Source organism: Aeromonas sp. A600620 (genome assembly GCF_029479985.1).
Lineage (GTDB): Bacteria > Pseudomonadota > Gammaproteobacteria > Enterobacterales > Aeromonadaceae > Aeromonas > Aeromonas veronii_A.
Genome location: NZ_JAAKXB010000004.1, coordinates 153,209 through 178,087, shown reverse-complemented (window position 1 = coordinate 178,087; position 24,879 = coordinate 153,209). Strand labels below are relative to the sequence as shown.

Below are 24,879 nucleotides of genomic sequence, written 5' to 3'. Positions count from 1 at the left end.
GAATATGAGAGGTGAGACTCCAGAGACGCATGGCTCACTCTCTATGATACGGATGATTGGTCGTTATGCTCCAGGCACGGTAGAGGCTCTCGGCCACCAGTACCCGTACCAGCGGATGGGGCAGGGTGAGCGGTGACAGGGACCAGCTCTGTTCGGCAGCAGCCTTGCACTCGGGGGACAAGCCTTCCGGTCCGCCGACCAGCAGGGCCACATCGCGGCCATCGAGTTTCCACGCCTCCAGCTGGGTGGCCAGCTGCTCCGTGGTCCAGGGCTTGCCCGGAATGTCGAGGGTAACGATGCGCGAGCGCCCCGCAGCCGCCAGCATGGCTTCCCCTTCCTTCTGCAGGATGCGGGGAATGTCGGCATTTTTGCCCCGTTTGCCAGCGCCGATCTCGACGAGTTCAAACGGCATGTCTTTGGGGAAGCGGCGACGATACTCTTCGAAGCCATGCTCTACCCAGGCGGGCATCTTGGTGCCCACCGCAATCAACTGGATCTTCATGGTCGTTACACTTGTGCTCTTATTGCGTATTCATTTGAGCGGCACCGCTCCACAGCTTTTCCAGTTGGTAGAAGTCACGGTGTTCATCCTGCATCACATGCACGATCACCGAGCCCATATCTACCAGCACCCATTCACCGCTCAGTTGCCCTTCCACGCTCAGCAGATCCAGACCCGCGTGGCGGGCCTCGCTGGCCAGATGGTGGGCAATGGCGCTGACGTGACGACTGGAGTTGCCGGAACAGATGATCATGGTGTCAGTAATGCTGGATTTGCCGCGTACATCGAGGGTGATGATGTCGCGGCCTTTCATGTCATCGATCTTGTCGATGATAAAGGCATGCAATTCTTGGCCTTGCAATGAGTCTCTCCTGTATTCCGGCGCGCAGCGTTTGCGTCAGGGCGGCGGATTATATCATGGTCACTCCCGTTTCCCATCGGGTGGGGCGGGATAACGACAGGGGCTAGCGGCGGTTGGCGCGGTAGAGCCCCTGTTGATCAATATAGTGCGCAACCGACTCGGGCAAGAGGTAGCGGGTGTCTTGTCCCGCATCCAGCAAGGCTCGCAGTCGGGTGGCTGACAGTTCGATGGGCTGGTTGTCCGCCAGCCAGATATGACCGGCCAGACGCTGATGCAGCGCGTTGGCATCCGCGGTGTGATGGCGCGCCAGCAGCTGTGCCACCCCGGCCGGATAATCCGGTTGCCAGCCCGGCCGCACGCTCACCACCAGATGGGCATAGTCGAGCAGCTCCTGCCAGCGGTGCCAGCTTGGCAGGCTCAGCAGGGAATCCATCCCCATCAGAAAACAGAGCGGCGTATCGGGCAGTTCATGACGCAGCTCGATCAGGGTATCGATGGTGTAAGAGGGCTTGTCCCGTCTCAGCTCCCGCTCATCCACCACAAAGTGGTGGTTCTCTGCCGCCGCCAGTTTGACCATGGCGAGACGCTGTTCGCTGGAGCAGAACGGATTGGCGCGGTGGGGCGGGATATGGTTCGGGATCAGCCGCATTTCGGCCAGCCCGAGAGCATCGCGCGCCTCGATCGCCGGGCGAAGATGACCGATATGGATGGGGTCGAAGGTGCCGCCAAGCAAACCGACAGGCGCCTTCAGCACGGGCTGCTCTCCATCACCAGCGGCAGCGGGGTGCCATCACGAAAGCCGAGGGCAATGGTCTGCAGCATCAGCCACGCCTGTTCGGTATCAAAGCGGCGCTGGGCGCCATCCAGTTGCGCCATCAGCTGCCATAGTTGTTGCAACTTGGCGAAGGGGAGACGAGTCAGCGCTTGCTGAATGAGCTGCTGGCGGCTCTGCCAGATGCGCAGGCGGCTGAAGTGCTCCCCCAGCGGCTGGCCGTTGCGCATCACCAGCGACAGCTCGGTCAGCTGCTCCAGCTCGCGGCAGAGGGTCCAGGCCAACATCCCCGGCTCGGTGCCTTCGGCCCGCAGGGCGGCCAGAATGCGCTGGGCCCGGTTCACCTTGCCCTCCAGCAGGGTATCGACCAGCTGGAACGGGGTGAAGTGGGCGTGGCGGATAATGGTCTCTTGCAGATAGGTGACGCTGATGGGCTGGGGCGGCGAGAGCAGGGTCAGCTTCTCGATCTCCTGGCTGGCGGCCAGCAGGTTGCCCTCGTAGGAGTGGCACATGAAGTTGATGGCATCGGGCAGCGCCTTGAGGCCGAAACGCGCAAAACGGGCGCTCATCCAGCGCGGGAAGAACTTGGGCTCCGGATGGTTGACCGGCACATAGGTGCCAATCTGGTAGAGCTTGTCGAACCAGGCTGCTTTCATCTGGGTCTGGTTGAGGCGACCGCCGCTCAGCACCAGCAGCAGGTCGGGATGAAGCTGCTTGCCAATTTCGCTGATACGGGCGGCCAGATCCTTGTCCACCTTGGCGGGCAGCTCCAGTTCGATGATCTGACGGGCGGAGAAGAGGCTCATGGCCTGACAGGCATCGTAGACCTGATTCCAGTCCAGCCCCTGTTCCACCACGAAGGTGTGGCGCTCATCGAAACCCTGCTTGCGGGCGATCTGACGGATGGCGTCGATGGCCTCCAGTCGCAGCAGGGGCTCGTCGCCAAAAACGAGATAGCAGGGCCGAAGCCCTGCTTTGAGGTGGTCACCAAATTGTTCCGGGTAAATCCGCATCAGAAGCTGACCTGACTCAACTGCCGGATCACCTGATTGGCCGCCTGCTCCTGCATTTCGCGGTTGAGCTGCTCCTGCTCACGGGAGGAGGCGAGCGCTGCATCCGGCTTGTTGAGGAAGCTGCGGTTGAAGTTGATGGGGAAGACCTGGGTCGGCTTGCCCGGTACCGAGATGGTGAACTGGGTACCAAAGCCCAGCACATATTCGGTGTCCGTCCCCAGCGCGTTGACCGAGGCGACCTGACTGGTGCTGCCTACGCCGCCCAGAGTGAGCACCGGAATGCCCTCCTTGTCGGCCAGGGTCACGCCAGAGGCCTTCAGACGGGTGGTAACCATCCGGTAGAAGTCGCTCTTGTTGTCGCCCACGACCTTCATGGTCATCAGCTCGCTCGGAATGCCGTTGCCGCGCATGTGAAAGCCGCAGCCTTGCAGCAGCAGACCAGCCAGCACGATGGCCATCCAGCGGGTGAAGATGGTGCCCATAGAAAATCCTCTTTGCATTAAGGGAAAGCGGCGGGCGCAGGGCCCGCCGTTATCATCCGTTTGCTGTCACAGATTGGCAATGATCAGTTGGCAACCGATCAGTTAGCAACGATGTTGAGCAGCTTGCCCGGTACATAGATCACCTTGCGCACGGTCAGGCCGTCGGTGAACTTCTGCACGGAGGCATCGGCCATCGCCAGCTTCTCGACATCGGCCTGGCTGATCTCGGCCGGCACGGTCAGTTTGCCGCGCATCTTGCCGTTGATCTGCACCACCACCAGCTTCTCGGTCTCGACCATGGCCGCTTCATCGGCCACCGGCCAGGCTGCGTGATCGATGTCGTCGCCCTTGCCCAGCATCTTCCACAGCTCGAAGCCGATGTGCGGGGTGATGGGGTAGAGCATGACCACCACGGCTTCCAGCGCTTCCTGCATCAGGGCGCGGTCCTGCTCGTCGCTACCCAGCTTGGAGAGATTGTTCATCAGCTCCATAATGGCGGCGATGGCGGTGTTGAAGGTCTGACGGCGACCCACGTCATCGCTCACCTTGGCGATGGTCTTGTGCAGTTCACGGCGTACCGCTTTCTGCTCGTTGGTGAGAGCAGCCACATCCAGAGCGGCAACGGCGCCACCGGAGACGTGCTCGAAGGTGACGCGCCACAGGCGACGCAGGAAGCGCTGGGCACCCTCTACGCCGGAGTCGGACCACTCCAGCGTCATCTCTGCCGGGGAGGCGAACATCATGAACAGACGGACGGTATCGGCGCCGTAACGCTCGACCATCAGCTGCGGGTCGATGCCGTTGTTCTTGGACTTGGACATCTTGGTCATGCCGGAGTGCATTACCTCACGACCTTCGTTGTCGATGGCCTTGGTGATGCGACCCTTCTCGTCACGCTCTACCTTGACGTCGGTCGGGCTGACCCAGACGTTGCCGCCTTTCTCGTCTTTGTAGTAGAAGGCGTCGGCCAGCACCATGCCCTGGCAGAGCAGGCGCTTGAACGGCTCGTCGCTGTTGACCAGACCGGCGTCACGCAGCAGCTTGTGGAAGAAGCGGGCGTAGAGCAGGTGCATACAGGCGTGCTCGATACCGCCGATGTACTGATCCACCGGCAGCCAGTGGTTGGCAGCAGCCGGATCCAGCATGCCCTTGTCGTAGTCTGGGGAGCAGTAGCGCGCGTAGTACCAGGAGGACTCCATAAAGGTGTCGAAGGTATCGGTCTCGCGGAACGCTTCCTGACCGTTGTAAGTGGTCTTGGCCCACTCGGCATCGGCTTTGATCGGGCTCTGGATACCATCCATCACCACATCTTCCGGCAGCAGCACCGGCAGCTGGTCTTCCGGCGTCGGCACTACGGTACCGTCAGCCAGGGTCAGCATCGGGATGGGGGCGCCCCAGTAACGCTGACGGGAGACACCCCAGTCACGCAGACGGTAGTTGACGGTGCGCTTGCCCTTGCCGAGCCCTTCCAGCTTGCTGGCAATGGCATCGAAGGCGCCCTGGAAGTCGAGACCGTCAAACTCGCCGGAGTTGAACAGCACGCCTTTCTCGGTATAAGCGGCGTCGCTCACGTCGACGTCGCCATCAACCGGCTTGATCACCGCCTTGATGTCGAGGCCATATTTGGTGGCGAATTCGAAGTCACGCTGATCGTGGGCCGGAACTGCCATCACGGCGCCGGTGCCGTAGTTCATGAGCACGAAGTTGGCGACCCAGACCGGTACCTTGCGGCCATCCAGCGGGTGAATGGCATAGAGGCCTGTGGCCATGCCCTTCTTCTCCATGGTGGCCAGTTCAGCTTCGGCTACCTTGGTGTTCTTGCACTCTTCGATGAAGGCGGCCAGCTCCGGGTTGTTCTGGGCTGCTTGCAGCGCCAGCGGGTGACCGGCAGCGATACCGACATAGGTGACGCCCATGAAGGTGTCCGGACGGGTGGTGTAGACCTCCAGCTGCTCAGCCTGACCCTCGATGGCAAAGCTGATGTTGACCCCTTCGGAGCGGCCAATCCAGTTGCGCTGCATGGTCTTGACCATCTCCGGCCAACCTTCCAGATTGTCGATGTCGCTGAGCAGCTCTTCGGCGTAGTCGGTGATCTTGATGAACCACTGGGGGATCTCTTTCTGCTCCACCGGGGTGTCACAGCGCCAGCAGCAGTTGTCGACCACCTGCTCGTTGGCCAGTACGGTCATGTCGTTCGGGCACCAGTTTACGGAGGAGGTCTTTTTGTAGACCAGACCCTTCTCGTAGAGCTTGGTGAAGAACCACTGCTCCCAGCGGTAGTAATCCGGTTTGCAGGTGGCGACTTCACGATCCCAGTCATAACCCAGACCCAGCATCTTCAGCTGGTTCTTCATGTATTCGATGTTTTCGTAGGTCCAGGGCGCCGGTGCGGTATTGTTTTTGATCGCGGCGTTCTCGGCCGGCAGACCGAATGCATCCCAACCTATGGGTTGCAGCACGTTCTTGCCATTGAGGCGTTGATAACGGGAGATCACATCACCTATGGTGTAGTTACGAACGTGCCCCATGTGTAGTCGACCAGACGGATAGGGGAACATGGACAGGCAGTAGAACTTCTCCTTGTCTACCTTCTCCACGGCCTTGAAGGTTTTCTTGGCATCCCAGTGCTTTTGCACTGCTGGTTCGATTGATTGGGGAACGTATTGCTCTTGCATTGGTGACATCCGGATCTGTGAAATGAATAGATAAATCAGCTGGGAAATCGCAATAGAATACCCATATCCTGCGGCGGCAACAACCGCCAGCGTCCCTTGGGCCTTAAGCCGGGCCAGATCAGGGTTTAGTAGAGGAGTTAGAGCCATGGACAAACGTCAAAAAGGGTACGAAGCCTTCATTGCCGAGCTGCAAAAACAGTGGCAAGAGACTGAAGAGTTCCAGGGGGAGCGCCTCAACCGGATGATTGCCAAGGTGCAGGCCTATCTGGAGGCGGCCAGCGACCTGACTCAGGACGAACTGGCGCTCATCGCCGAGTACGTGAAGCGGGATCTGGGCAACTATGACGAGGGGCGCCATGATGATAGTGCGCAGGTGGAAGAGTCTGCCTTTATGTTGGCCCTCAAAGACACCGCGTGGTCCTGGCTGGCGGATGTGACCGACCGCGCCCAGGTGGAGTGGCGCGAGCTGGCCGACGAACTGGAGCACAAGGGGGTTTACGAAGCGGGTGACTGGGTGGGGCTGGGGGTCATGGTGTGCGACCAGTGCGGCTGGCGCCATACCGTGCTACACCCACAACAGCTCGATACCTGCCCCGAATGCGGCTGCGCCGAGTATTACCGCGAGCCGCTCTCGCCCTGAGTCATGCCATCAATGCGGACGAGATAACGAGCAAAAAGGCGCCATCAGGCGCCTTTTTCTTACTTGCAGGTTTCGTTGGGGCGTTTACTTGCCCGCGACTGAGAGACCGCCAAAACGGATCTGCGGGGCGTAGAAGCCCTTGCCGTCGTTGTGGTGCAGGGTATCCCCGACCGATTCCAGCTCGCCCAGCAGGCGGTAGAAGTTGCCCGCTACCGTGATGCCGCGCACCGGCTGCAGGCGAACTCCATCGCGGCAGAGGAACCCTGACGCGCCAAAGGAGAAGTCGCCGCTCACCGCATCGGCACCCGAATGCAGGCCATCAAGCTTGACCAGCTCCAGATAGTCGCCGCTCTGCACTTCCGCTTCGCAGTGGGGGCCCGCGCCAAACACCAGATGGCGAGCGGTCACATCGAGGGCGCTGCGGGCACCGCGTGCGGCCGAGCCGTTGCTGGCGACGCCAAAGTGGCGGGCGGTGGCGCTGTTGTGGAGCAGGGTTTTCAGCTCCCCTTCGCCAATCAGCAGCAGATCCGAGCTGGCCGCCCCCTCGCCATCAAACGCCTTGATGTTCATGCCGCCCGGCATATAGACCTTGCTCTCCAGAGTAAGCCAGCGTGACGCCACGCTCTGGCCGACCTTGCTGCGCCAGGGGTTGATCCCCTGCTGGGCCCACTTGCCTGATAGCACGCCCTGAAAGCAGCCAAACAGGCTGGCGAAGCAGTTGGTGCTAAAGATGACGCTGTAGCGACCGCTCGGTACCGCTTCACCGGGCAGTAGTCCATCGGCGATGGCGTAGATCTGCTCGATCAGGGCCTGGCTATCCAGCTCGTCGAAGCGACGGCCATACTGCCCCTGCGAGTGCATCGATTGGCGGCCATCCCGTTCCACCAGCGCCGAGGTGTAGCAGCCGACGCTGAACTCGCCGTGCTGGCAGAGGGTACCCTGACTGTTGGCGAGCCAGAGCTGGCTCTCACCTTCGAAGAAGCTGTTGTAGGGGGCGCCGCTCACATCGGGCATGGCCAGCATGTCAGATTCGAGGCGCAGGGCCAGGGCGATCTTCTCCTCAACCGGCGTGGTATCGGGCTGGTTGATCTCGGCGCAATCTGTGGTGATCCGGCTATTGGCCACCGAGATGCGCTGATCCGCATCCACCTTGGCAAAGCGGCTGGCATCGAGCGCATCTTGCAGCATGGCATCAAGCGCCAGCTCATCGAGGGATTCCGAGTAGGCGATGCCGACTCGGCCCTCTTTGATCAGGCGAATACCGAGCTGCTGGCTGCTGGTGACCTTGTATTCACCCAGCTCGCCCTTGTCTGCCTTGAGGGAGAAGGCCTTCTCCTGATTAGCGATGATGTCCGCCTCGGCGCCGAGGTCGGCCACCTTGTCGAGCAGGCGGGTGAGCAGTTGGTTCATGTCGAGTTGGCTCATCAGGCATTCCCTCCCACCAGAATATTGTCCACTTTGAGGGCCGGCTGGCCCACCGAGGTGGGGACCGAGCCCGAGACCGAGCCGCACATGCCGGCGGCCAGTGCCAGATTGCGGCCTACCATGGAGATCTCTTTCAGCACCTGCGGGCCGGTACCGATCAGGGTGGCCGACTTGAGCGGTCTGGTGATCTTGCCGTGCTCGATGAGGTAGGCCTCCTGCACATTGAAGTTGAACTCGCCGGTGCCGGGTTGTACCGAGCCGCCCCCCATCTTCTTGGCGTAGATGCCATGTTCGACGGTAGCCAGCATATCGTCGAGGCTGTGGTTGCCCGGTTCGATATAGGTGTTGCGCATGCGCGAGGTGGGGGCGTACTTGTAGGATTCGCGCCGACCCGAGCCGGTGCGGGCGTAGCCCGTCTTGAGGGCGCCCATTCTGTCCACCAGAAAACCGGTCAGTACGCCGTCCTTGATGAGCTGGGTGTGCTGGGTCGCCATCCCCTCGTCATCGACGTTGATGGAGCCCCAGGCGTTGCTCTGCAAGCCTTCATCCACAGCGCTGACTGCCGGATTGGCGATGAGCTGGCCCATCTTGTCATGGAATACAGAGGCCTTCTTGGCTACCGAGGTGGTCTCCAGCAGGTGGCCGCACGCCTCGTGGAAGATGACGCCGCCAAAGCCGTTCTCCATGATGACCGGCAGGGTGCCGCTCGGGCAGGGAGCCGCGCCCAGTTTCACCAGTGCCTGACGGGTGGCGGTGAGGGCCAGCTCGCGCGGATCGATGCGATCGGCATGCTCCCAGCCCATCAGGGCGCCGGGGGCCTCGTAACCGACGCTCTGCTCGCTCCCTTCCATGGCGATGGTCTGGGCCATGATGCGGTTGTAGTGGCGGCGATCGGCCACTTGCACTCCTTCGCTGTTGAAGATCTCCACCTCCTGCTCCCAGCCCAGCACGTTGCCGGAGAACTGGCTCACCTTGCTGCTCTCGGCACGGGCCACCGCATCCATGGCGTGCAGATAGGCGATCTTCTGCTCCAGCAGCTTGTCTGCCGACAGCGGCAGGGCCACCGGGTTGCGATCGCTCAGGCGGGTGAAATCGAAGGCGGTGGCGGTCACCACCGGGTCGCGGCGGTCTTTGGCCGCCAGCAGGGTGACGATGCGCAGCAGTTCGTCGCGGCTGGCCAGATTGGTGTAGCCGTAGAGCACCTTGTGGCCGTAACAGAGGCGCACGCCGATACCGAAATCGAGGCCGCCGCTGATGTTCTCTATCTGGCTGGAGAGCAGGCTGAGCTGGCTGCGGCGCTTTCGCTCGACAAACAGCTCGGCAAAATCGGCACCCAGCGCCAGCGCGTGATCGAGCACGTCACGGGCAATGGTGGGGGCCAACAGGGAGAATGGAGTCATAGAATATCCTTTTCTGGTCTGTCCGTTTGCTTCCGACATCCGGTTCTGATTGTTATGGGATGTCGAGTCCATTGTTGCAGACCAGCACAAAAAAGTCGCTATAGCGTCATGCGATGATACCGATTGAGAAAATCGGTGCGATAACTGCGCCCGGCGGCCAGGGCCAGGCGCTCAGGGTCGTTTTGCCAAAACGTAGGAAAGATCAGAGCAGGGCGTGGATTTCGCTCAGGATCTGTTCGACCCACTGCTCGATGCGCGGATCGGTCTGGTCATATTGGTTGGCATCATCGAGGGCCAGCCCGACGAAGTGACGGCCATCGTCGATCAGTGCCTTGGAGGCATCGAATTCGTACCCTTCGTTGGGCCAGTAGCCCACCAGCTTGACCCCTTTTGGCACCAGCTGATCGTGCAGCATGCCGAGGGCGTCCTGGAACCATTCGCCATAACCGAGCTGATCGCCGAGGCCAAACAGGGCGACGATGCGTCCCTCCAGATGGAGATCAGTGATATCTTCCCAGCGGGACTCCCAGTCCTCCTGCAGTTCGCCAAAATCCCAGGTGGAGATGCCGAGGATCAGGATCTCGTAATCCTCCATCAGGCGTAGGGAGACATCCTTGATATTGTGAATATCCACCAGCTCGGGGCCGATGAGGGCGCGGATCTTCTCGGCAGCCATCTCGGTGTAGCAGGTGGTGGAACCGTAAAACAGACCAATCTTCATCGCTCTTCTCTCTGTTGGCGCTTTCTCGCTTGCTTTGGCGCGTTCTCTCATGCTCGTGTGGGTTGCGCCATGTTGGCAACACGATGGGTAACGTAAGGGGAGGGCGCCAGTCTAGCAGATTGCCATTCGACCTTCACCGCCCGGCAAGGGGGGTGGCAAACGTGCCTTATCTTTCCAATGAAAGTGCCTTGTCTTTCCAAGGAGTTGGCGCGTTACAATGGGCCATCTTTCCCCTGATTGCAGCGCACCATGAGCAAGCCCGACCCCCATCCCCTGATTGAACCCTTTCTCGATGCTCTCTGGCTGGAGCGGGGATTGTCTGACAACACGGTCAGCTCCTATCGCAGCGATCTGGAGAAGTTCTCCCTCTGGCTCGACGAGCAGGGGAGCTCGCTGCTGCTGGCGGGGATGGACGAGATCCAGCACTACCTCGCCTGGCGGGTCGATCACCAGTTTGCGGCCAGCAGCACCGCCCGTTTTCTCTCGGCCTTGCGCCGTTTCTATCAGTATCTCAACCGTGAGAAGCTGCGCAGCGATGATCCGACCGTGCTGCTGGAGGGGCCCAAGCTGCCGAAAAAACTCCCCTCCGATTTAAGCGAAACGGAGGTGGATGCGTTGCTGAGTGCGCCGCTGGTGGATGACCCGCTGGAGTTGCGGGACAAGGCAATGCTGGAACTGCTCTACGCTACCGGCTTGCGGGTTTCCGAGCTGGTGGGGCTCACTGCCGAGCATGTCAGTTTGCGTCAGGGTTTGGTGCGGGTGGTCGGCAAGGGCAATAAGGAGCGGCTGGTGCCGATGGGCGAGGAGGCGATGCACTGGCTGGAGCGTTACTACCGCGAGGCCCGCACCCTGCTGCTGGGGGGCACCAGCTCAGATGTGGTGTTTCCCTCCAAGCAGGCCCGTATGATGACCCGCCAGACCTTCTGGCACCGCATCAAGCTTTACGCGCAGCGGGCCGGGATTAACGGCGAGCTATCCCCCCATACCTTGCGCCACGCCTTTGCCACCCATCTGCTCAACCACGGCGCCGACCTGCGGGTTGTGCAGATGCTACTGGGTCACGCGGATCTCTCCACCACCCAGATCTACACCCATGTGGCCAACGAGCGACTCAAGGCGCTGCACGGGGAGCACCACCCCAGAGCTTGAGTGGCTGGCCTCCCAAAAACAAAAAACCGCCAGCAGGCGGTTTTTTTATCTCTACACGACAGGAGATGGCGCTTATTTCCCTTGCTGGGATTTCAGCAGATCACGGATCTCGGTCAGCAGCTCCTGATCCTTGGTCGGGCCTGCCGGGGCGGCGGCTTCCTCTTCCTGCTTTTTCTTGAGGGTGTTGATGGCCTTCAGTCCCATGAAGATGGCGAAAGATATGATCAGAAAGTCGATGATGGTCTGGATGAACTTGCCATAGGCGATGACCACGGCGGGTGTTGTCCCTTCTGCAGCCTTCAGGGTGACCGCCAGGTCGCTGAAGTCCACGCCGCCCAGGATCAGGCCGATGGGCGGCATGATCACGTCACCGACAAAAGAGGAGACAATTTTGCCGAAGGCGGCACCGATGATGATACCGACGGCCATGTCGATGACGTTGCCGCGGGCGGCAAAGGCTTTGAACTCTTGAATCAGACTCATTATTTCCTCCGAAATTAAACAAGATAGCGCGTTGACTACCCTGGCCAAAGGGCGAACTCTTGTCAGGAAAAACAGAGGCTAAGCTGCGTTATTCCTGTCGTCCTGACTAGCTTGCGGGCGTTATGAGTCCTTGGCAATCGGGGGGAACCATTTTTTTGGTACAAAGTGATATTAATTTTTTGATAAGTAGCTGGTTGAATGATGAGCTGTGCTGCTGTAGTTTGCTGGGTCGATTCATTCATACCGCGTGAGTAAACAAGTGAAGTATTTACTACTGGGAATGATGCTTTTGTGCACATTTGCTGCCAGAGCGGGGATGGATACCCAAACCTTGAAACAGACCATTACCGCCCGGTTAGGGGTCTCTGTTTATCTGGTGGAACAGACCCCCATTCCCGGGCTCTATATGCTGGGCACTTCACAAGGGGTGCTCTACAGCGATGCCAAGGGGAACTATGTGGTGCAGGGGGTCATGCTGGATATGACTCATAACATGAAGAACCTCACCATCTCGGGCATGCGCGAGCAGCGTCGACTGGGCTTGTCCCAGGTGACCCATACACCGGTCGTGCTCCAGGCCAGTAATGAGCGTCATCGGGTTGCGCTCTTTTTCGGTGAGCAGGATGCCGCTCGTCGCCAGCTGCCCGGCACGCTGCAACATCTGCAGGCGTCCGGGGTCAGTGTCGAGCTCTACCCCGTGATTGAACATGCAGGACAGGCTTCCCACTGGTGCCAGGATCCCCTGCTACAGAATGATCCCTTCAAAGCCTATTTGCCTCAAACGGCATGTAGTGAGACCCTTATCCAAAATATTGGCCTGAGCCAATGGTTGGGGGTCAAGGTACTGCCGGCCTGGGTCTCCTCCGACGGGGATCTGGTGCGCGGGTATCAGAGCCCCGAACAGCTGCTCAAGATACTGGATCATATTGATGTCCCTGCAAATCCGTCGTCGTCCGCGAGTTGATGATTCCCATCTGCCTGCCACCCTGCATCCCCTGCTCCGCCAAATCTTCGCCAGCCGTGGCGTAGAGGATCCCGCCCTGCTGGAGCGCAGCGCCAGCCAGCTGTTGCCGCCCCAGCGCCTCTATGGCATGGAGCAGGCGGTGCCGCTGCTGGCGGAGGCTCTGACTGCCCAGAAACGGATCCTGATTGTCGGCGACTTCGACTGCGATGGTGCCACCAGTTCGGCCCTGTGTGTGCTGGCCCTGCGCGCCATGGGCGGTCGCCACATCGATTTTCTGGTGCCCAACCGCTTCGAGTTTGGCTACGGCCTTACCCCCGAAATTGTCGAGCTGGCGGTGGCCCGTGGCGCCGAGTTTCTTATCACGGTGGATAACGGCATCTCCAGCATCGCCGGGGTGGCGGCAGCCAAGGCGGCGGGCATGCAGGTACTGGTTACCGATCACCATTTACCGGGTCAGGAGCTGCCTGACGCCGATGCCATCGTCAACCCGAACCAGCATGGTTGCGATTTCCCCTCCAAGTCGCTGGCCGGGGTGGGGGTGGCCTTCTATCTGATGGCGGCCCTCAACACCCATCTGCGTCAGCTCGGCTGGTACGAACGGCAAGGGTTGCGCGCCCCCAATGTGGCGGATTACCTCGATCTGGTGGCCCTAGGCACGGTCGCCGATGTGGTGGCGCTCGATGGCAACAACCGTATTCTGGTCCATCAGGGCTTGCAGCGGATCCGGGCCGGGCGCTGTCGCCCCGGCATTCAGGCGCTGGTGGATGTGTCGGGCCGCGATGGTCGCCGCCTCACCGCCGCCGACCTCGGCTTTGCGCTGGGGCCGCGCCTCAACGCGGTGGGCCGTCTCGATGATATGTCCCTCGGGGTTGCCTGTCTGCTCTGCGATGATCTCAATTTGGCGCGCCAGCTTGCGGCCGAGATGGACAGCCTCAATCAGGAGCGCAAGGAGATCGAGCAGGGGATGCAACAGGAGGCCCTCGCCACTCTGGAGCAGATCCGTTTTCGCGATGGCGAGGTGCCGTCGGGCATAGTGCTGCACCGCAACGAGTGGCATCAGGGGGTGGTGGGGCTGGTGGCCTCCAAGGTGAAGGAGAAGTACTACCGCCCGGTCATTGCCTTTGCCGAGAGCAGCGAGACCGAGCTCAAGGGCTCCGGCCGATCCATCCCCGGCGTGCACCTGCGCGATGCACTGGAACTGCTCGATACCCGCCATCCGGGGCTGATGGGCAAGTTTGGCGGCCACGCCATGGCGGCGGGGCTGACCCTGCCCAAGGCCAACATCGAGGCGTTCGGTCGGGCCTTTGAGGCAGTCATCAGCGAGCTGGTGACACCGGAGCTCTTGACCGGGGTGCTGCTCACCGATGGCGAGCTGCTGCCGGACGAGCTCACTCTCGAGCTGGCAGAGCTGATTCGCGCCTCCGGCCCCTGGGGTCAGGCCTTCCCCGAGCCGCTGTTTGACGGCGAATTCGTGCTGGTGCAGCAGCGGCTGGTGGGGGAGAAGCACCTCAAGATGATGCTGACAACCGATTCTGGTCACGCGGTGGATGCCATCGCCTTCGGCGTCGATCTCAAGCGCTGGCCCGATGCCTCGGTGAAGCGGGTGCGGCTTGTCTACCGGCTCGATGTCAACGAGTGGCGCGGCAACCGCAGCGTGCAGCTGCTGGTGGAGCATCTGGAGGCAGCCGGTCTCTGAGCTGGGAGCATCGCTGCTTTATCGCAGATAGCGCCAACAAAAACGGCCACCCTCGGGTGGCCGTTTTTGTTGGCAGATCTCTGGAAAAGGGCGTTGACCTGTCTATAGCTTTACAGTTTAAGCTCGTCTCTATCGGGTCACCTGAGGGCCCGCACCGTGAGTGATTGCCATGAAAATATCCGAACTGGCCCGCCGCTGCGGCCTCGCCCGCTCCACCCTGCTCTATTACGAGAAGCTGGGGGTGATTACCGGTACCCGGGCCGCCAACGGCTATCGCCACTATGACGAGGGGGATCTGCAGCGACTGCAGATGGTTCAGGCCCTGCAGGCAGGTGGCCTCAGCCTCAAGCAGTGCCTCGCCTGTCTGGCTGGCGAGATAGATCAGGCGGCATTGCTGGCCCGGGTCAGGGAGCTGGATGAGGAGCTGGCGCGGATGCAGCGCGCCCGGGATCTGTTGGCGGATCTGGCAGGGCTGCGCCCGCGCTCCGGTGAGGAATTCAAGGCCTGGCAGCTGCAACTGCAGCGCGAGGCACCGGAGGCCTACTTCGCTTGGGTGATGAAACAGGGTTTTAGCGAGAAAGATCGCTACCACTTGCAATGGTTGAGCAAAGACATGAATGAACATGAGCGTTACATCAAGGACTTTATCCAGCTGCTGGATGGCATGAGTTACTGGGGGCCGGGGGATCGCGCCTTCACTCAGCAGCAGTTTGCCGCCTTGCCCATCCGGCCGCGCCGTATCCTCGACATGGGCTGCGGGCGCGGTGCCTCGACCATGGCGCTGGCTCAGGTGACTGATGCCGCCATTGTGGCCATCGATCTGGAAGAGGAGGCGCTGGCCGCCGTGGCGCACTCCGCCCGTGCTGCGGGCTTTGAGCATGTCTCCACCCTCTGCGCCAACATGGCGGCACTGCCGGACGATCTGGTCCCGGCCGACCTCATCTGGGCAGAGGGGAGCGCTTACGTGATGGGGGTTGCCAATGCACTGAAGGCGTGGCGTCCACTGCTCGCGAGCCCACAGGCTTGCATCGTGCTCAGTGATGTGGTCTGGCTGACCGATAACCCGCCAGAGGCGGCGTTGGCATTCTGGCAGCAGGATTATCCCGCCATGCAGACGCTGGCGGGCCTGCTTGAGACGGTACAAGCGGCAGGCTACCGCTGCCTGTCACACACCCCCTTGCCGATGAGCGCCTGGAACAACTATCTGGCCCCTATCGAGGTCAATCTGGTGCGCTATCGAGACGAGCTGGGGGAGAGTGCCGCCTGGCAGGACTTGAGCCGGGAAGTGGCCATCCACCGCCAATATCTGGGTAGTTACGGCTATGTGATCTGCTGCCTGCAGGCGATGTGAAGAGGATGGCTATTGCCATTGAGGGTGAGCCAGGGACCGGACGGGGGAGCAGATGCTCCCCCATTTGTTTGGGTTTTTAAATGCTCAGTTCAGTGATAATTGAGTGTTTAGTGCTGATTTGAATGATTAATTGAATATCAAAATCCAATAAAGCGATTGCTTGTGATATATTTATCCCCGCATTCCTGTCATCCCTGAAGGAGCTCGAACCTTGCCTCTTGCCAGTCGCTTCACCCCAAGCCGCATACAGCACGGTGCAATGGCCTTTGCCATCGCCTGCATTCTGTGGCTCGCTGCTTTTGCCGCAGCTGGGCTGAGCGCCGTTTCGCAGGGGCCATCTGCCGGGGCGATGGCGGGGATGGCACTGCAAGACCCGCTCAACCAGCGTCTCGTCGACACGGTCGGCTTGCTGCCGGGCAACCAGTGGCGCCACGGGGTCGAGCAGGGGCGGCGGTTGGCGAAAGCGCGGGACGGCCATCTCTATCAGATGCTGCTGGCCTGGTTCCAGCACGACATCCTCGGCCTGCTCTGTGGCCTGCTGTTCTTTGTGCCGCTGATCTATGTCAGACAAGCTTGTGGCCACGTTGGCTATCTGCATAAACGGCAACTCTGCGGCCACCATCTGCAATATCGTTTCTGTCAAGGCGACTAGCTCACCCGGCTGGCGGACGCTCATCCACATTTTCACACGGCTTTTAACGCTACCGATTGACTGACGGGGCAGGCAGACACCTGCAGCCTGCGCTCTATCGTCCGGAGTTGCGTCCGCGCTTTCTGTTGTGTCGTCCATGCTGCTGGCCATCGGCCAGAGGCAGACTTTCTCTTTGCGCAAACACCTGGTGAGCACACCTATGGACTACTACCTCAACCTGTTTATTCACTCGATCTTTGTCGAAAACCTCGCCCTGGCCTTCTTTCTGGGGATGTGTACCTTTCTGGCCGTCTCGAAGAACATCAACACCGCCTTTGGCCTTGGCATGACGATCCTGGTGGTGATGGTGATCGCCATTCCCCTCAACAACTTGATTTACCGCCATATCTTGCGGGCAGGCAGTACCTTTTTCGGTGAATTCGATCTGGGATTTCTCGATTACATCATCTACATCGGGGTGTTGGCGGCGCTGGTGCAGGTGATGGAGATGGTGCTCGACAAGTACGTTCCGGCGCTCTATCAGGCGCTCGGTATCTATCTGCCGTTGTTGACGGTGCACTGCGCCATCTTCGGCGGGGTGATGTTTATGGCGCAGCGGGATTACGATTTCATTGAGTCACTGGTCTACAGCGCAGGTTCAGGGCTTGGCTGGCTGCTGGCCATTGTCGCCATGGCCGGTTTGCGCCAGAAACTGAAGTACGCCGATGTCCCCGAGGGGCTGCGGGGCATCGGCATCACCTTTATCGTGGCGGGGCTGATGTCCCTCGGTTTTATGTCCTTCTCAGGCATATCGCTTTGATTGAAGATGAAAAAAACGAGGCGCCTGCGGGCGCCTCGTTGTTTATCAGGGATTGCGGATGGCCATTACAGCTCGCGGGCCCAGGGATGAGCCTTGGGACGCAGCGCCAGCGCCAGACCCAGCAGCAGCACGGTCAGACCGTAGAGGGGCCAGCTGCCAAAGCGCATGTAGGGGGTCTCGCCGTGGGCGGGACGCACTTCGCTGCGCAGCACGCCCGCTTCAAACTGCGGGATCTGGCCGATGATGCTGCCATCGATCTCGGTAACGATAGTGATACCGGTGTTGGTGTCGCGCAGCAGCGGACGAGCCAGCTCCAGCGCGCGCATCCGGGCGATCTCCATATGTTGCCAGGGGCCGATGCTGGTGCCGAACCAGGCATCGTTGGAGACGGTCAGCAGGAAGTCGGTATCGGCATTGACGTTGCGGCGCACTTCCTCCGGGAAGATGATCTCGTAGCAGATGGCGGCGGCAAACTTGAGCCCCTTGGCGATCAGGTTGGGCTGCACCTCGTCACCCCGGCTGAAGGAGGACATCGGCAGGTTGAAGAAGGGGGCGATGGGGCGCAGCAGATCTTCAAACGGCACGAACTCGCCGATGGGCAGCAGGTGGTACTTGTTGTAGCGGTTGGAGTGGTTGTAGAAGTAGGACTCCTTGCCATCCGCATCCTGCACCCCCATGCCGAGCACGGTATTGTAGAAGCGCTGTTGCTGCTCGTCGTAGTGAATGATCCCCGCCAGCAGGCCGGTATCGTTCACCTTCATCGCCTTGTCCAGATTCTCCAGATAGGGGCCCATCGCCTTCTCGATGGCCGGGATCGCCGACTCCGGCCAGATGATAATGTCAGCATCCTGATTCTCGCGGCTCAAGTCCTGATAGGTGCGCACCGTGGGGGCCAGCGCCTCCGGATCCCATTTGAGGGATTGGGCGATATTGCCCTGCACCAGTGCCACCTTGACCGGTTCGCCACGGGCCACCCAGTTGAGTTGCATCAGGCCGTGAGCACCGGCAACCAGCAGGGCAGGCACCGCCAGCCAGAGCGGGGAGCGGGATTTCCACACCAGCCAGATAGCGGAAGCGGAGAACAGCAGAGCAAGGGTGATGCCTTGCACCCCGAGAATGGGGGCAAAGCCCTTGAGGGGGCCGTCGATCTGGCTGTAGCCAAACCAGAGCCAGGGGAAGCCGGTCATCACCCAGCCGCGCAGCCAGTCAGCCACCAACCAGAGGGCCGGGAAGGCGAGCAGCCAGCGGCTCCAGTGACGGCCGCCAAAGAAGCGGGCAAAGACCCAGCAGGCGAGCGTCGGGTAGAGGGCCAGATAGGCGGAGAGCCCGGCCAGCAGGACGAAGGCCATCGGCAGCGGGATGCCGCCAAACTCGGTCATGCTGACATGGATCCACCATAGCCCCGGCAAAAAGAGTCCCATGGCGTAGCCAAAACCGCGCCAGGCGGCCTGTTTCGGCGTGGCTTTGTCCAGCAGGGCGTAGAGGCCAAGCAGGGAGGGGATCACCAGCGGCCAGTAGCCGAAGGGGGAGAAGGCCAGCACGGCGATGGCGCCAGAGGCCAGCGCGCTAAGGCTTAACAGAATTTTGGAAGTAACAGGGGATATTCTCACGGGCGATGGTGCTCGTCTTGGTGTGCAACTGGGGTCGAATGGCCGGTATCTTAACCTGTAAGCGGGGCAACGGCGAGCCTCGATGCCGGTGGCAGAGAGCACAACGCCCCGAGGTCGGGGCGTTGTTTCACACATTGAGCGGATCTGCTTATTGCGGCTCGGATTGCGCCGCCGCGTGGTGCTCGGGGATCTTCACCTGCAACTGCTGCAGACGACGCCGGTCGGCATGCATCACCTTGAACAGGTAGCCGTCCAGCTCGATCTCCTCGCCCTTCTTGGGCAGATGACTGAAGGCGTGCATCACCAGACCACCCACAGTATCCACCTCTTCATCGCTGAACTGGGTGCCGAAGAAGTCGTTGAAATCCTCGATCTCGGTAAGGGCACTAACCGAGAAGACCCGTTTGCTGATGCGGCGGATCTCGTCCGGCTCATCCTCGATGTCATCGAATTCGTCATCTATCTCGCCGACGATAAGCTCGAGAATGTCTTCAATGGTCACCAGACCGGAGACGCCACCAAATTCGTCGACCACGATGGCCATGTGGTAGCGCTCTTCGCGGAACTCCTTGAGCAGACGGTCAACCCGTTTGCTTTCAGGCACGATCACCGTGGGGCGCAAGATTTTCTCGAGCTGCAGCGGCTCGCTGGCGTGATGGCCGCCAAACCCGAAGGGGAGCAGATCCTTGGCGAGCAGAATGCCCTCCACATGATCCTTGTCCTCGTTGATCACCGGGAAGCGGGAGTGGCCGGACTCGATGATCACCGGCAGGATTGCATCCACCGGCTGGGACTTCTCGATGGTCACCATCTGGGAGCGGGGGATCATGATATCGCGCACGCGAAGATCGGCGATCTCCAGCACCCCCTCGATCATATCCTTGGTGTCCTGATCGATGAGGTCGCGCTCTTCGGCATCGGCTATCACGTCTACCAAATCATTGCGGTCTTTTGGCTCGCCCTGGAAGAGTTGGCTGAGTTTGTCGAGCCAGGTTTTCTTCGGCGAGCCGGTACTAGGGTGATCGTCGGTCATTTTCTCTCTTGGTTACTCGTATGAACACACTTGAAATAGTTCGGGTTATATAAGGATGGCCATCTGCTGTTTCAAGACGATGACCATCCGGTTCTTTACTCTTCGTCGTTCAGATAAGGATCGGCAAAACCTAGCTCTTGCATTATGTCGCGTTCCAGCTGCTCCATCTCTTCGGCTTCCTCATCCTCGATATGGTCATAACCTAGCAGATGCAGACTGCCGTGCACAACCATGTGGGCCCAGTGGGCCATGAGGGGCTTGCCCTGCTCCTCGGCCTCGCGCTCTACCACCTGACGGCAGATCACCAGATCGCCGAGCAGCGGCAGCTCCAGACCGGGTGGCGCCTCGAACGGGAAGGAGAGCACGTTGGTGGGCTTGTCCTTTCCGCGATATGTAAGGTTGAGCTCGTTGCTCTCCGCCTCGTCGACGATGCGCACCGTCACTTCTGCCTCCTGCTGGAAGCCGAGAATGGTGCCATCGAGCCAGCCTTGCAGCTGGGCTTCGGTGGGCAGGCCGTCAGTGCTGGCGCTGGCCAGCTGCAGATCCAGGGTTACGCTCATTGCTCGCTCTCTTTGCTGGCGTTTGTTTGGCCGGCCACCTTCTCGGCGGCCTGTTTGGCGTCGAACGCCTCATAGGCCTGCACGATGCGGGCCACCACCGGGTGGCGCACCACGTCTTTGGACTCGAAGAAGTTGAATGACAGACCATCGACCCCTTGCAGCACTTCCAGCGCGTGGCGCAGGCCGGATTTGGCGTTGCGCGGCAGGTCTACCTGGGTGATGTCGCCGGTGACCACCGCCTTGGAGTTGAAGCCGATCCGGGTGAGGAACATCTTCATCTGCTCGGTGGTTGTGTTCTGGGCCTCATCGAGAATGATAAAGGCGTCATTGAGGGTTCTTCCGCGCATATAGGCGAGCGGCGCCACTTCGATGATGTTGCGCTCCATCAGCTTCTCGACCCGCTCAAAACCCAGCATCTCGAACAGGGCGTCGTAGAGCGGGCGCAGGTAAGGATCCACCTTCTGGGAGAGATCGCCAGGCAGGAAGCCCAGCTTCTCGCCCGCTTCCACCGCCGGACGGGTCAGCAGAATGCGGCGGATCTCCTGACGCTCCAGCGCATCCACCGCCGCCGCGACCGCCAGATAGGTCTTGCCGGTACCGGCCGGGCCTATACCGAAGCAGATATCGTGGCGCACGATATTGGCAATGTACTGGGCCTGATTGGGGCTGCGTGGCTTGATGAGACCGCGCTTGGTCTTGACCGTCACCTCCTTGCCATAGGGGATGCTCGGCGCCGGTTCGTCATCCTGCTCCAGCACCCGCGACTCCTGAATGGCCAGATGGACCATGTCGGGAGTGATATCGGTCACCTTGCCACCCTTGAGGGGCTGGGTTTCCACATAGAGGTGCTTGAGGATGACGGCGGCGGCATCCAGCTGGGCCGGTTTGCCCACCAGCTGGAAGTGGCTGTCACGGTAGCTGATCTCGACGCCGAGGCGGCGCTCCAGCTGCTTGATGTTGTCATCGAAGGGGCCGCACAGGCTGGCAAGGCGCTGGTTGTCGGCGGGCTCCAGATGCAGATTCAGGGTCGAGATGTGTCGGCTCAAAATATCCTCGTCTCAAGGCGCTCCCCATCCGCCGGGCGAATGGGGAGGAGGGGATTAATGGGGTGTGAAGGCGGCCACGCCCAGCTCGTCCGGTACGTTATCCGGGCGACGTGCCAGGATTTCGCTCGGTGCCGTGGCGATCCGCAGGTTCATCTCGCTCTCGCCGCGGATGAACTTGCCGCGCAGGGAGTTGGGACGCACCTCGGTGATCTCAACGTCGGCAAAGCCGCCGATCAGGGTGTGCTGGCCTTCGAAGTTGACCACCCGGTTGTTCTCGGTGCGACCACACAGCTGCATCGGGTCGAGCTTGGAGGGCCCTTCCACCAGGATGCGCTGGGTGGTGCCCAGCATGGCACGGCCAATCTGCATCGCCTGGTTGTTGATGACGTGCTGCAGGCGGGCCAGACGGGCTTTCTTCACTTCCATATCGACATCGTCAGGCATGTCGGCGGCCGGGGTGCCCGGGCGCGGGCTGAAGATGAAGCTGAAGCTCATGTCGAAACCCACATCCTCGATAAGCTTCATGGTCGCTTCAAAGTCTTCGTCCGTCTCGTTCGGGAAGCCAACGATGAAGTCGGAGCTGATGGTGATGTCGGGACGGGCGGCACGCAGGCGACGGATCTTGGATTTGTACTCCAGGATGGTGTGCGGGCGCTTCATCATGGTCAGGATGCGGTCGGAGCCGCTCTGCACCGGCAGGTGCAGGAAGCTGACCACTTCCGGGGTATCTTTGTAGACTTCGATGATGTCGTCGGTGAACTCGATCGGGTGGCTGGTGGTGTAGCGAATGCGATCGATACCGTCGATGGCGGCCACCAGACGCAGCAGCTCGGCGAAGGTGCAGATGCCGCCATCAAAGGTCGGACCGCGGTAGGCGTTGACGTTCTGGCCGAGCAGGTTCACTTCGCGCACGCCCTGCTGGGCGAGCTGGGCGATTTCGTAGAGCACGTCGTCCAGCGGTCGGCTCACCTCTTCACCGCGGGTGTAGGGTACCACGCAGTAAGTACAGTATTTGGAGCAGCCTTCCATGATGGAGACGAACGCGGTGGCCCCTTCGGCGCGCGGTTCGGGCAGGCTGTCGAATTTTTCGATCTCGGGGAAGGCGATATCAACCTGGGCGCCACGGCCCTCTTGCACTTCCTTGATCATGGCGGGCAGGCGATGCAGGGTCTGCGGGCCGAACACGATATCCACATAGGGAGCGCGCTGGCGGATGGCATCGCCCTCCTGAGAGGCAACGCAGCCACCCACGCCGATCACCAGACCGGGTTTGTTGGCTTTGAGCTTTTTCCAGCGTCCCAGCTGGTGGAACACCTTCTCCTGCGCCTTTTCGCGGATGGAGCAGGTATTCAGCAGCAAGACATCTGCCTCTTCGGGCTCTTCGGTAAGGGTGTAGCCATTGCTGGCATCCAACAGGTCGGCCATTTTGGACGAGTCATACTCGTTCATCTGGCAACCCCAGGTTTTAATGTGAAGTTTCTTGCTCATTGCTTCTCTTGACTTGTTTTGAAATCGGCATGGTCAAAGGACCGCGCATTTTACTCCGCAATCTGGATACTGCCTAGCTAATATCCAGCTGGCAATGGTGCTCACCCGATACCTGTTGCCAGCAAGCTCAATAAGCTTTCTCCTTGATTTGACGCAGCAATTCCCCGTTTGTCTCACTGTTTATCAGCCGCCCTTGCGCTATCATGCAGCCATCCGGTTCACGTCCGGGCGCTGTCGCCGGACGCACCCTTTCAGGAATAAATGTATGGAACAGTGTGATATCGCCATCGTCGGCGCCGGCATGGTGGGTGCCGCCACCGCCTGTCTGCTGGCGGCTCAGGGCCTCTCGGTGCGGGTCATCGAGACCCAGCTGCCGGAGCCTTACGCGCCGGAGCAGCCGCTGGATCTGCGGGTCTCTGCCATCAGTCAGGCCTCGGTGGCGCTGCTGGAGCAGGCCGGTGCCTGGCACCATCTGCAGCAGATGCGGCTCTGCCCCTACCGCCGGCTGGAGACCTGGGAGCTGGACGGTTTTGCCACCCGCTTCAATGCCGCCGATCTCGGTCTGCCCCAGCTCGGCTACATCATCGAAAACCGGTTGGTGCAGCTCGCCCTGCTCAAACGGATGGAGGATTTTCCCACCATCCAGACCCACACCCCGGCGGCGGTGACCAGCCTGCGCCAGAGTGCAGATGAAGTTGTGCTGACTCTGGATGACGGCACCGAGCTGGCGGCCCGCTGGGTGCTGGCCTGCGATGGTGCCGAATCCCACACCCGCAAGCTGGCGGGTATCGGTGTATCGCGCTTCGAGTACCGCCAGCACTGCATGCTGATCAATATCGACACCGACTTTGCGCAGGAAGATATCACCTGGCAGCAGTTCACCCCGAGCGGTCCGCGCGCCTTCCTGCCACTACCAGGCCAGCACGGCTCTCTGGTGTGGTATGACAGCCCGGCCCGGATCCGGGCGCTGGCGGCCATGAGCAACGAAGGGCTTGCCGCCGAAGTGCGCCGCCACTTCCCGAGTCGGCTCGGCGGGTTCACCGTCACCGGCAAGGGGAGCTTCCCGCTGGTGCGCCGCCACGCCAACGACTATCACGCCGGTCGGGTGGTGCTGCTTGGCGATGCTGCCCACACCATCAACCCGCTGGCGGGGCAGGGGGTTAACCTCGGCTTCAAGGATGTGGCCTGCTGGGTCGACTTGCTGCAAGGTGCTGGCGCCGACTGGCATCAGCTGGCGTTGGCCGAGCGTTACGAGCGACGCCGTCGCCCCGACAACCAGCTGATGCAGTCGGGAATGGATCTCTTCTACGGGGTATTCAGCAACGAGATTGGCCCCCTCAAGCTGGCCCGCAATCTGGCCCTCAATCTGGCGGACAAGGCGGGCCCGCTCAAGGAGATGGCGTTGCGCTATGCACTGGGGCTGGTTTGACAGGTAGGAACCAGATAACACGGGCAGAATGCGCGAAGGAGCAAAGGTGATGAACAAGGCACTGCTGGTGATCGATTTTATCAACGACATCGCCCACCCTGACGGGCGCATTGCCGCCTCCGCAACCCATGTGCTGGAGCAGGATGCTGTTGCGCATGCCAATCAGGCGCTGGCCCATGCCCGCGCCAACGGCTGGCTGGTAGTGCTGATCAAGGTGGGCTTTGACGGTGGCTATCAGCTGCAGCCTAAGGGCTCCCCCATGTTTGGTCGCGCTCACCAGTTGGGGGCGCTCTCTTTGGCTGACAGCGGCACCGACTTTCATCCTGATCTGGATGTGCAGCCCGGCGATCTGGTGTTGGCCAAGCCCAGAGTGAGCCCCTTTTATGGCACGGCGCTGGAGCCTGCGCTGCGGGCCAATCACATCGACCACCTCTATCTGTGCGGGGTGAGCACTAGCTGGGCCATTCAGGCGGCAGCGCGGGATGGTCACGATCGCGACTACGCCATCACCATACTGGAGGATGCCTGCGCCGCCGCAGATGCCACCGAGCATCACACCTCGCTGCGGATGCTGGGGCGCATCGCCGAGATCATCAAGGTGTCCCAGCTGGCTTGATCCTTAACGCAG

24 protein-coding genes are annotated in these 24,879 nt (G+C 60.8%); 9 read left to right on the top strand and 15 right to left on the bottom strand.

Annotation, left to right across the window (positions count from 1 at the left end; translation table 11 throughout):
- Positions 1-34: 34 nt before the first annotated feature.
- The 6 genes from rlmH to leuS form a co-directional block, all read right to left on the bottom strand.
- On the bottom strand, positions 35-502 hold the full coding sequence (rlmH, locus tag G5533_RS07625; protein ID WP_005335166.1) for a 23S rRNA (pseudouridine(1915)-N(3))-methyltransferase RlmH: 468 nt from the start codon (positions 500-502) through the stop codon (positions 35-37).
- Between the two features lie 19 nt (positions 503-521).
- Positions 522-863, bottom strand: coding sequence for a ribosome silencing factor (rsfS, locus tag G5533_RS07620; RefSeq protein ID WP_005335165.1), 342 nt, complete (start codon positions 861-863; stop codon positions 522-524).
- Positions 864-966: 103 nt separating this feature from the next.
- On the bottom strand, positions 967-1,617 hold the full coding sequence (gene nadD / locus G5533_RS07615) for a nicotinate-nucleotide adenylyltransferase (protein WP_216953018.1): 651 nt from the start codon (positions 1,615-1,617) through the stop codon (positions 967-969).
- Positions 1,611-2,648, bottom strand: coding sequence for a DNA polymerase III subunit delta (gene holA, locus G5533_RS07610; RefSeq protein ID WP_421255390.1), 1,038 nt, complete (start codon positions 2,646-2,648; stop codon positions 1,611-1,613). The genes nadD and holA overlap by 7 nt, the downstream gene beginning before the upstream one ends.
- Entirely contained in the window at positions 2,648-3,130 is a 483-nt protein-coding gene (locus G5533_RS07605) for an LPS-assembly lipoprotein LptE (protein WP_005335160.1), read from the bottom strand. Before G5533_RS07605 ends, holA begins: the two co-directional genes overlap by 1 nt.
- Positions 3,131-3,228: 98 nt before the next feature.
- The gene (leuS, locus tag G5533_RS07600) at positions 3,229-5,805 is read right to left on the bottom strand and encodes a leucine--tRNA ligase (RefSeq protein ID WP_441254670.1); all 2,577 of its coding nucleotides are present in this window, start codon (positions 5,803-5,805) and stop codon (positions 3,229-3,231) included.
- Between the two features lie 145 nt (positions 5,806-5,950).
- Between leuS and G5533_RS07595 the strand changes: the two genes are divergently transcribed.
- On the top strand, positions 5,951-6,445 hold the full coding sequence (locus G5533_RS07595; RefSeq protein ID WP_421327542.1) for a zinc ribbon-containing protein: 495 nt from the start codon (positions 5,951-5,953) through the stop codon (positions 6,443-6,445).
- A gap of 84 nt (positions 6,446-6,529) precedes the next feature.
- On the opposite strand, the gene G5533_RS07590 is transcribed toward G5533_RS07595, so the two are convergent.
- From G5533_RS07590 to fldB, 3 genes are all read right to left on the bottom strand, one after another.
- On the bottom strand, positions 6,530-7,870 hold the full coding sequence (locus G5533_RS07590) for a TldD/PmbA family protein (RefSeq protein ID WP_441254669.1): 1,341 nt from the start codon (positions 7,868-7,870) through the stop codon (positions 6,530-6,532).
- Positions 7,870-9,270, bottom strand: a complete 1,401-nt coding sequence (locus G5533_RS07585) for a TldD/PmbA family protein (RefSeq protein WP_441254668.1) — start codon at positions 9,268-9,270, stop codon at positions 7,870-7,872. The genes G5533_RS07590 and G5533_RS07585 overlap by 1 nt, the downstream gene beginning before the upstream one ends.
- Before the next feature lie 202 nt (positions 9,271-9,472).
- The gene (gene fldB / locus G5533_RS07580) at positions 9,473-9,991 is read right to left on the bottom strand and encodes a flavodoxin FldB (RefSeq protein WP_069554118.1); all 519 of its coding nucleotides are present in this window, start codon (positions 9,989-9,991) and stop codon (positions 9,473-9,475) included.
- A gap of 249 nt (positions 9,992-10,240) precedes the next feature.
- Here fldB and xerD point away from each other — a divergent pair, with 249 nt between their 5' ends.
- Positions 10,241-11,140 carry a site-specific tyrosine recombinase XerD gene (gene xerD / locus G5533_RS07575; RefSeq protein ID WP_042061134.1) on the top strand — a complete coding sequence of 300 codons (900 nt, stop codon included), beginning with the start codon at positions 10,241-10,243 and terminating at the stop codon, positions 11,138-11,140.
- 72 nt (positions 11,141-11,212) lie between these two features.
- Here the strand turns inward: xerD and mscL are convergent, their stop codons facing one another.
- Positions 11,213-11,623 (bottom strand): large-conductance mechanosensitive channel protein MscL, encoded by a 411-nt coding sequence (gene mscL / locus G5533_RS07570; protein WP_042054731.1) that lies wholly within the window; start codon positions 11,621-11,623, stop codon positions 11,213-11,215.
- A gap of 316 nt (positions 11,624-11,939) precedes the next feature.
- Between mscL and G5533_RS07565 the strand changes: the two genes are divergently transcribed.
- The 5 genes from G5533_RS07565 to nqrE all read left to right on the top strand — a co-directional run bounded on the left by G5533_RS07565 (position 11,940) and on the right by nqrE (position 17,085).
- The gene (locus tag G5533_RS07565; RefSeq protein WP_441254667.1) at positions 11,940-12,587 is read left to right on the top strand and encodes a disulfide isomerase DsbC N-terminal domain-containing protein; all 648 of its coding nucleotides are present in this window, start codon (positions 11,940-11,942) and stop codon (positions 12,585-12,587) included.
- Positions 12,553-14,283, top strand: coding sequence for a single-stranded-DNA-specific exonuclease RecJ (recJ, locus tag G5533_RS07560; RefSeq protein ID WP_216978180.1), 1,731 nt, complete (start codon positions 12,553-12,555; stop codon positions 14,281-14,283). Before G5533_RS07565 ends, recJ begins: the two co-directional genes overlap by 35 nt.
- Before the next feature lie 169 nt (positions 14,284-14,452).
- Complete coding sequence (locus G5533_RS07555) at positions 14,453-15,634, top strand: MerR family transcriptional regulator (protein ID WP_421205128.1); 1,182 nt, start codon at positions 14,453-14,455, stop codon at positions 15,632-15,634.
- A 211-nt stretch (positions 15,635-15,845) separates the two neighbouring features.
- A complete protein-coding gene (locus G5533_RS07550) occupies positions 15,846-16,286 on the top strand; it encodes a hypothetical protein (protein ID WP_421255394.1) in 441 nt (146 codons plus the stop codon).
- A gap of 199 nt (positions 16,287-16,485) precedes the next feature.
- On the top strand, positions 16,486-17,085 hold the full coding sequence (nqrE, locus tag G5533_RS07545) for an NADH:ubiquinone reductase (Na(+)-transporting) subunit E (RefSeq protein ID WP_227342072.1): 600 nt from the start codon (positions 16,486-16,488) through the stop codon (positions 17,083-17,085).
- A gap of 65 nt (positions 17,086-17,150) precedes the next feature.
- On the opposite strand, the gene lnt is transcribed toward nqrE, so the two are convergent.
- The 5 genes from lnt to miaB form a co-directional block, all read right to left on the bottom strand.
- The gene (lnt, locus tag G5533_RS07540) at positions 17,151-18,695 is read right to left on the bottom strand and encodes an apolipoprotein N-acyltransferase (protein WP_421255396.1); all 1,545 of its coding nucleotides are present in this window, start codon (positions 18,693-18,695) and stop codon (positions 17,151-17,153) included.
- A gap of 148 nt (positions 18,696-18,843) precedes the next feature.
- Positions 18,844-19,728, bottom strand: coding sequence for a CNNM family magnesium/cobalt transport protein CorC (gene corC / locus G5533_RS07535; RefSeq protein ID WP_203118663.1), 885 nt, complete (start codon positions 19,726-19,728; stop codon positions 18,844-18,846).
- Between the two features lie 95 nt (positions 19,729-19,823).
- Positions 19,824-20,288 carry an rRNA maturation RNase YbeY gene (gene ybeY, locus G5533_RS07530; RefSeq protein ID WP_058058877.1) on the bottom strand — a complete coding sequence of 155 codons (465 nt, stop codon included), beginning with the start codon at positions 20,286-20,288 and terminating at the stop codon, positions 19,824-19,826.
- Positions 20,285-21,334 carry a PhoH family protein gene (locus tag G5533_RS07525; RefSeq protein ID WP_005335135.1) on the bottom strand — a complete coding sequence of 350 codons (1,050 nt, stop codon included), beginning with the start codon at positions 21,332-21,334 and terminating at the stop codon, positions 20,285-20,287. The genes ybeY and G5533_RS07525 overlap by 4 nt, the downstream gene beginning before the upstream one ends.
- A gap of 54 nt (positions 21,335-21,388) precedes the next feature.
- Positions 21,389-22,822, bottom strand: coding sequence for a tRNA (N6-isopentenyl adenosine(37)-C2)-methylthiotransferase MiaB (gene miaB / locus G5533_RS07520; protein WP_005335132.1), 1,434 nt, complete (start codon positions 22,820-22,822; stop codon positions 21,389-21,391).
- 265 nt (positions 22,823-23,087) lie between these two features.
- Here miaB and G5533_RS07515 point away from each other — a divergent pair, with 265 nt between their 5' ends.
- Positions 23,088-24,251, top strand: a complete 1,164-nt coding sequence (locus G5533_RS07515; protein ID WP_441254666.1) for an FAD-dependent oxidoreductase — start codon at positions 23,088-23,090, stop codon at positions 24,249-24,251.
- Between the two features lie 49 nt (positions 24,252-24,300).
- Positions 24,301-24,867, top strand: coding sequence for a cysteine hydrolase family protein (locus G5533_RS07510; RefSeq protein ID WP_263716948.1), 567 nt, complete (start codon positions 24,301-24,303; stop codon positions 24,865-24,867).
- Positions 24,868-24,879 lie beyond the last annotated feature (12 nt).

Bases quoted from the DNA above. Each gene is read 5' to 3' on its own strand.
- G5533_RS07555 (WP_421205128.1), top strand. From the start codon at position 14,453: ATGAAAATATCCGAACTGGCCCGCCGCTGCGGCCTCGCCCGCTCCACC.
- leuS (WP_441254670.1), bottom strand. From the start codon at position 5,805: ATGCAAGAGCAATACGTTCCCCAATCAATCGAACCAGCAGTGCAAAAG.
- corC (WP_203118663.1), bottom strand. From the start codon at position 19,728: ATGACCGACGATCACCCTAGTACCGGCTCGCCGAAGAAAACCTGGCTC.
- recJ (WP_216978180.1), top strand. From the start codon at position 12,553: ATGTCCCTGCAAATCCGTCGTCGTCCGCGAGTTGATGATTCCCATCTG.
- ybeY (WP_058058877.1), bottom strand. From the start codon at position 20,288: ATGAGCGTAACCCTGGATCTGCAGCTGGCCAGCGCCAGCACTGACGGC.
- G5533_RS07510 (WP_263716948.1), top strand. From the start codon at position 24,301: ATGAACAAGGCACTGCTGGTGATCGATTTTATCAACGACATCGCCCAC.
- G5533_RS07595 (WP_421327542.1), top strand. From the start codon at position 5,951: ATGGACAAACGTCAAAAAGGGTACGAAGCCTTCATTGCCGAGCTGCAA.
- G5533_RS07515 (WP_441254666.1), top strand. From the start codon at position 23,088: ATGGAACAGTGTGATATCGCCATCGTCGGCGCCGGCATGGTGGGTGCC.
- G5533_RS07565 (WP_441254667.1), top strand. From the start codon at position 11,940: ATGGATACCCAAACCTTGAAACAGACCATTACCGCCCGGTTAGGGGTC.
- mscL (WP_042054731.1), bottom strand. From the start codon at position 11,623: ATGAGTCTGATTCAAGAGTTCAAAGCCTTTGCCGCCCGCGGCAACGTC.
- xerD (WP_042061134.1), top strand. From the start codon at position 10,241: ATGAGCAAGCCCGACCCCCATCCCCTGATTGAACCCTTTCTCGATGCT.
- nqrE (WP_227342072.1), top strand. From the start codon at position 16,486: ATGGACTACTACCTCAACCTGTTTATTCACTCGATCTTTGTCGAAAAC.
- rlmH (WP_005335166.1), bottom strand. From the start codon at position 502: ATGAAGATCCAGTTGATTGCGGTGGGCACCAAGATGCCCGCCTGGGTA.
- G5533_RS07605 (WP_005335160.1), bottom strand. From the start codon at position 3,130: ATGGGCACCATCTTCACCCGCTGGATGGCCATCGTGCTGGCTGGTCTG.
- miaB (WP_005335132.1), bottom strand. From the start codon at position 22,822: ATGAGCAAGAAACTTCACATTAAAACCTGGGGTTGCCAGATGAACGAG.
- holA (WP_421255390.1), bottom strand. From the start codon at position 2,648: ATGCGGATTTACCCGGAACAATTTGGTGACCACCTCAAAGCAGGGCTT.
- fldB (WP_069554118.1), bottom strand. From the start codon at position 9,991: ATGAAGATTGGTCTGTTTTACGGTTCCACCACCTGCTACACCGAGATG.
- G5533_RS07590 (WP_441254669.1), bottom strand. From the start codon at position 7,870: ATGAGCCAACTCGACATGAACCAACTGCTCACCCGCCTGCTCGACAAG.
- G5533_RS07585 (WP_441254668.1), bottom strand. From the start codon at position 9,270: ATGACTCCATTCTCCCTGTTGGCCCCCACCATTGCCCGTGACGTGCTC.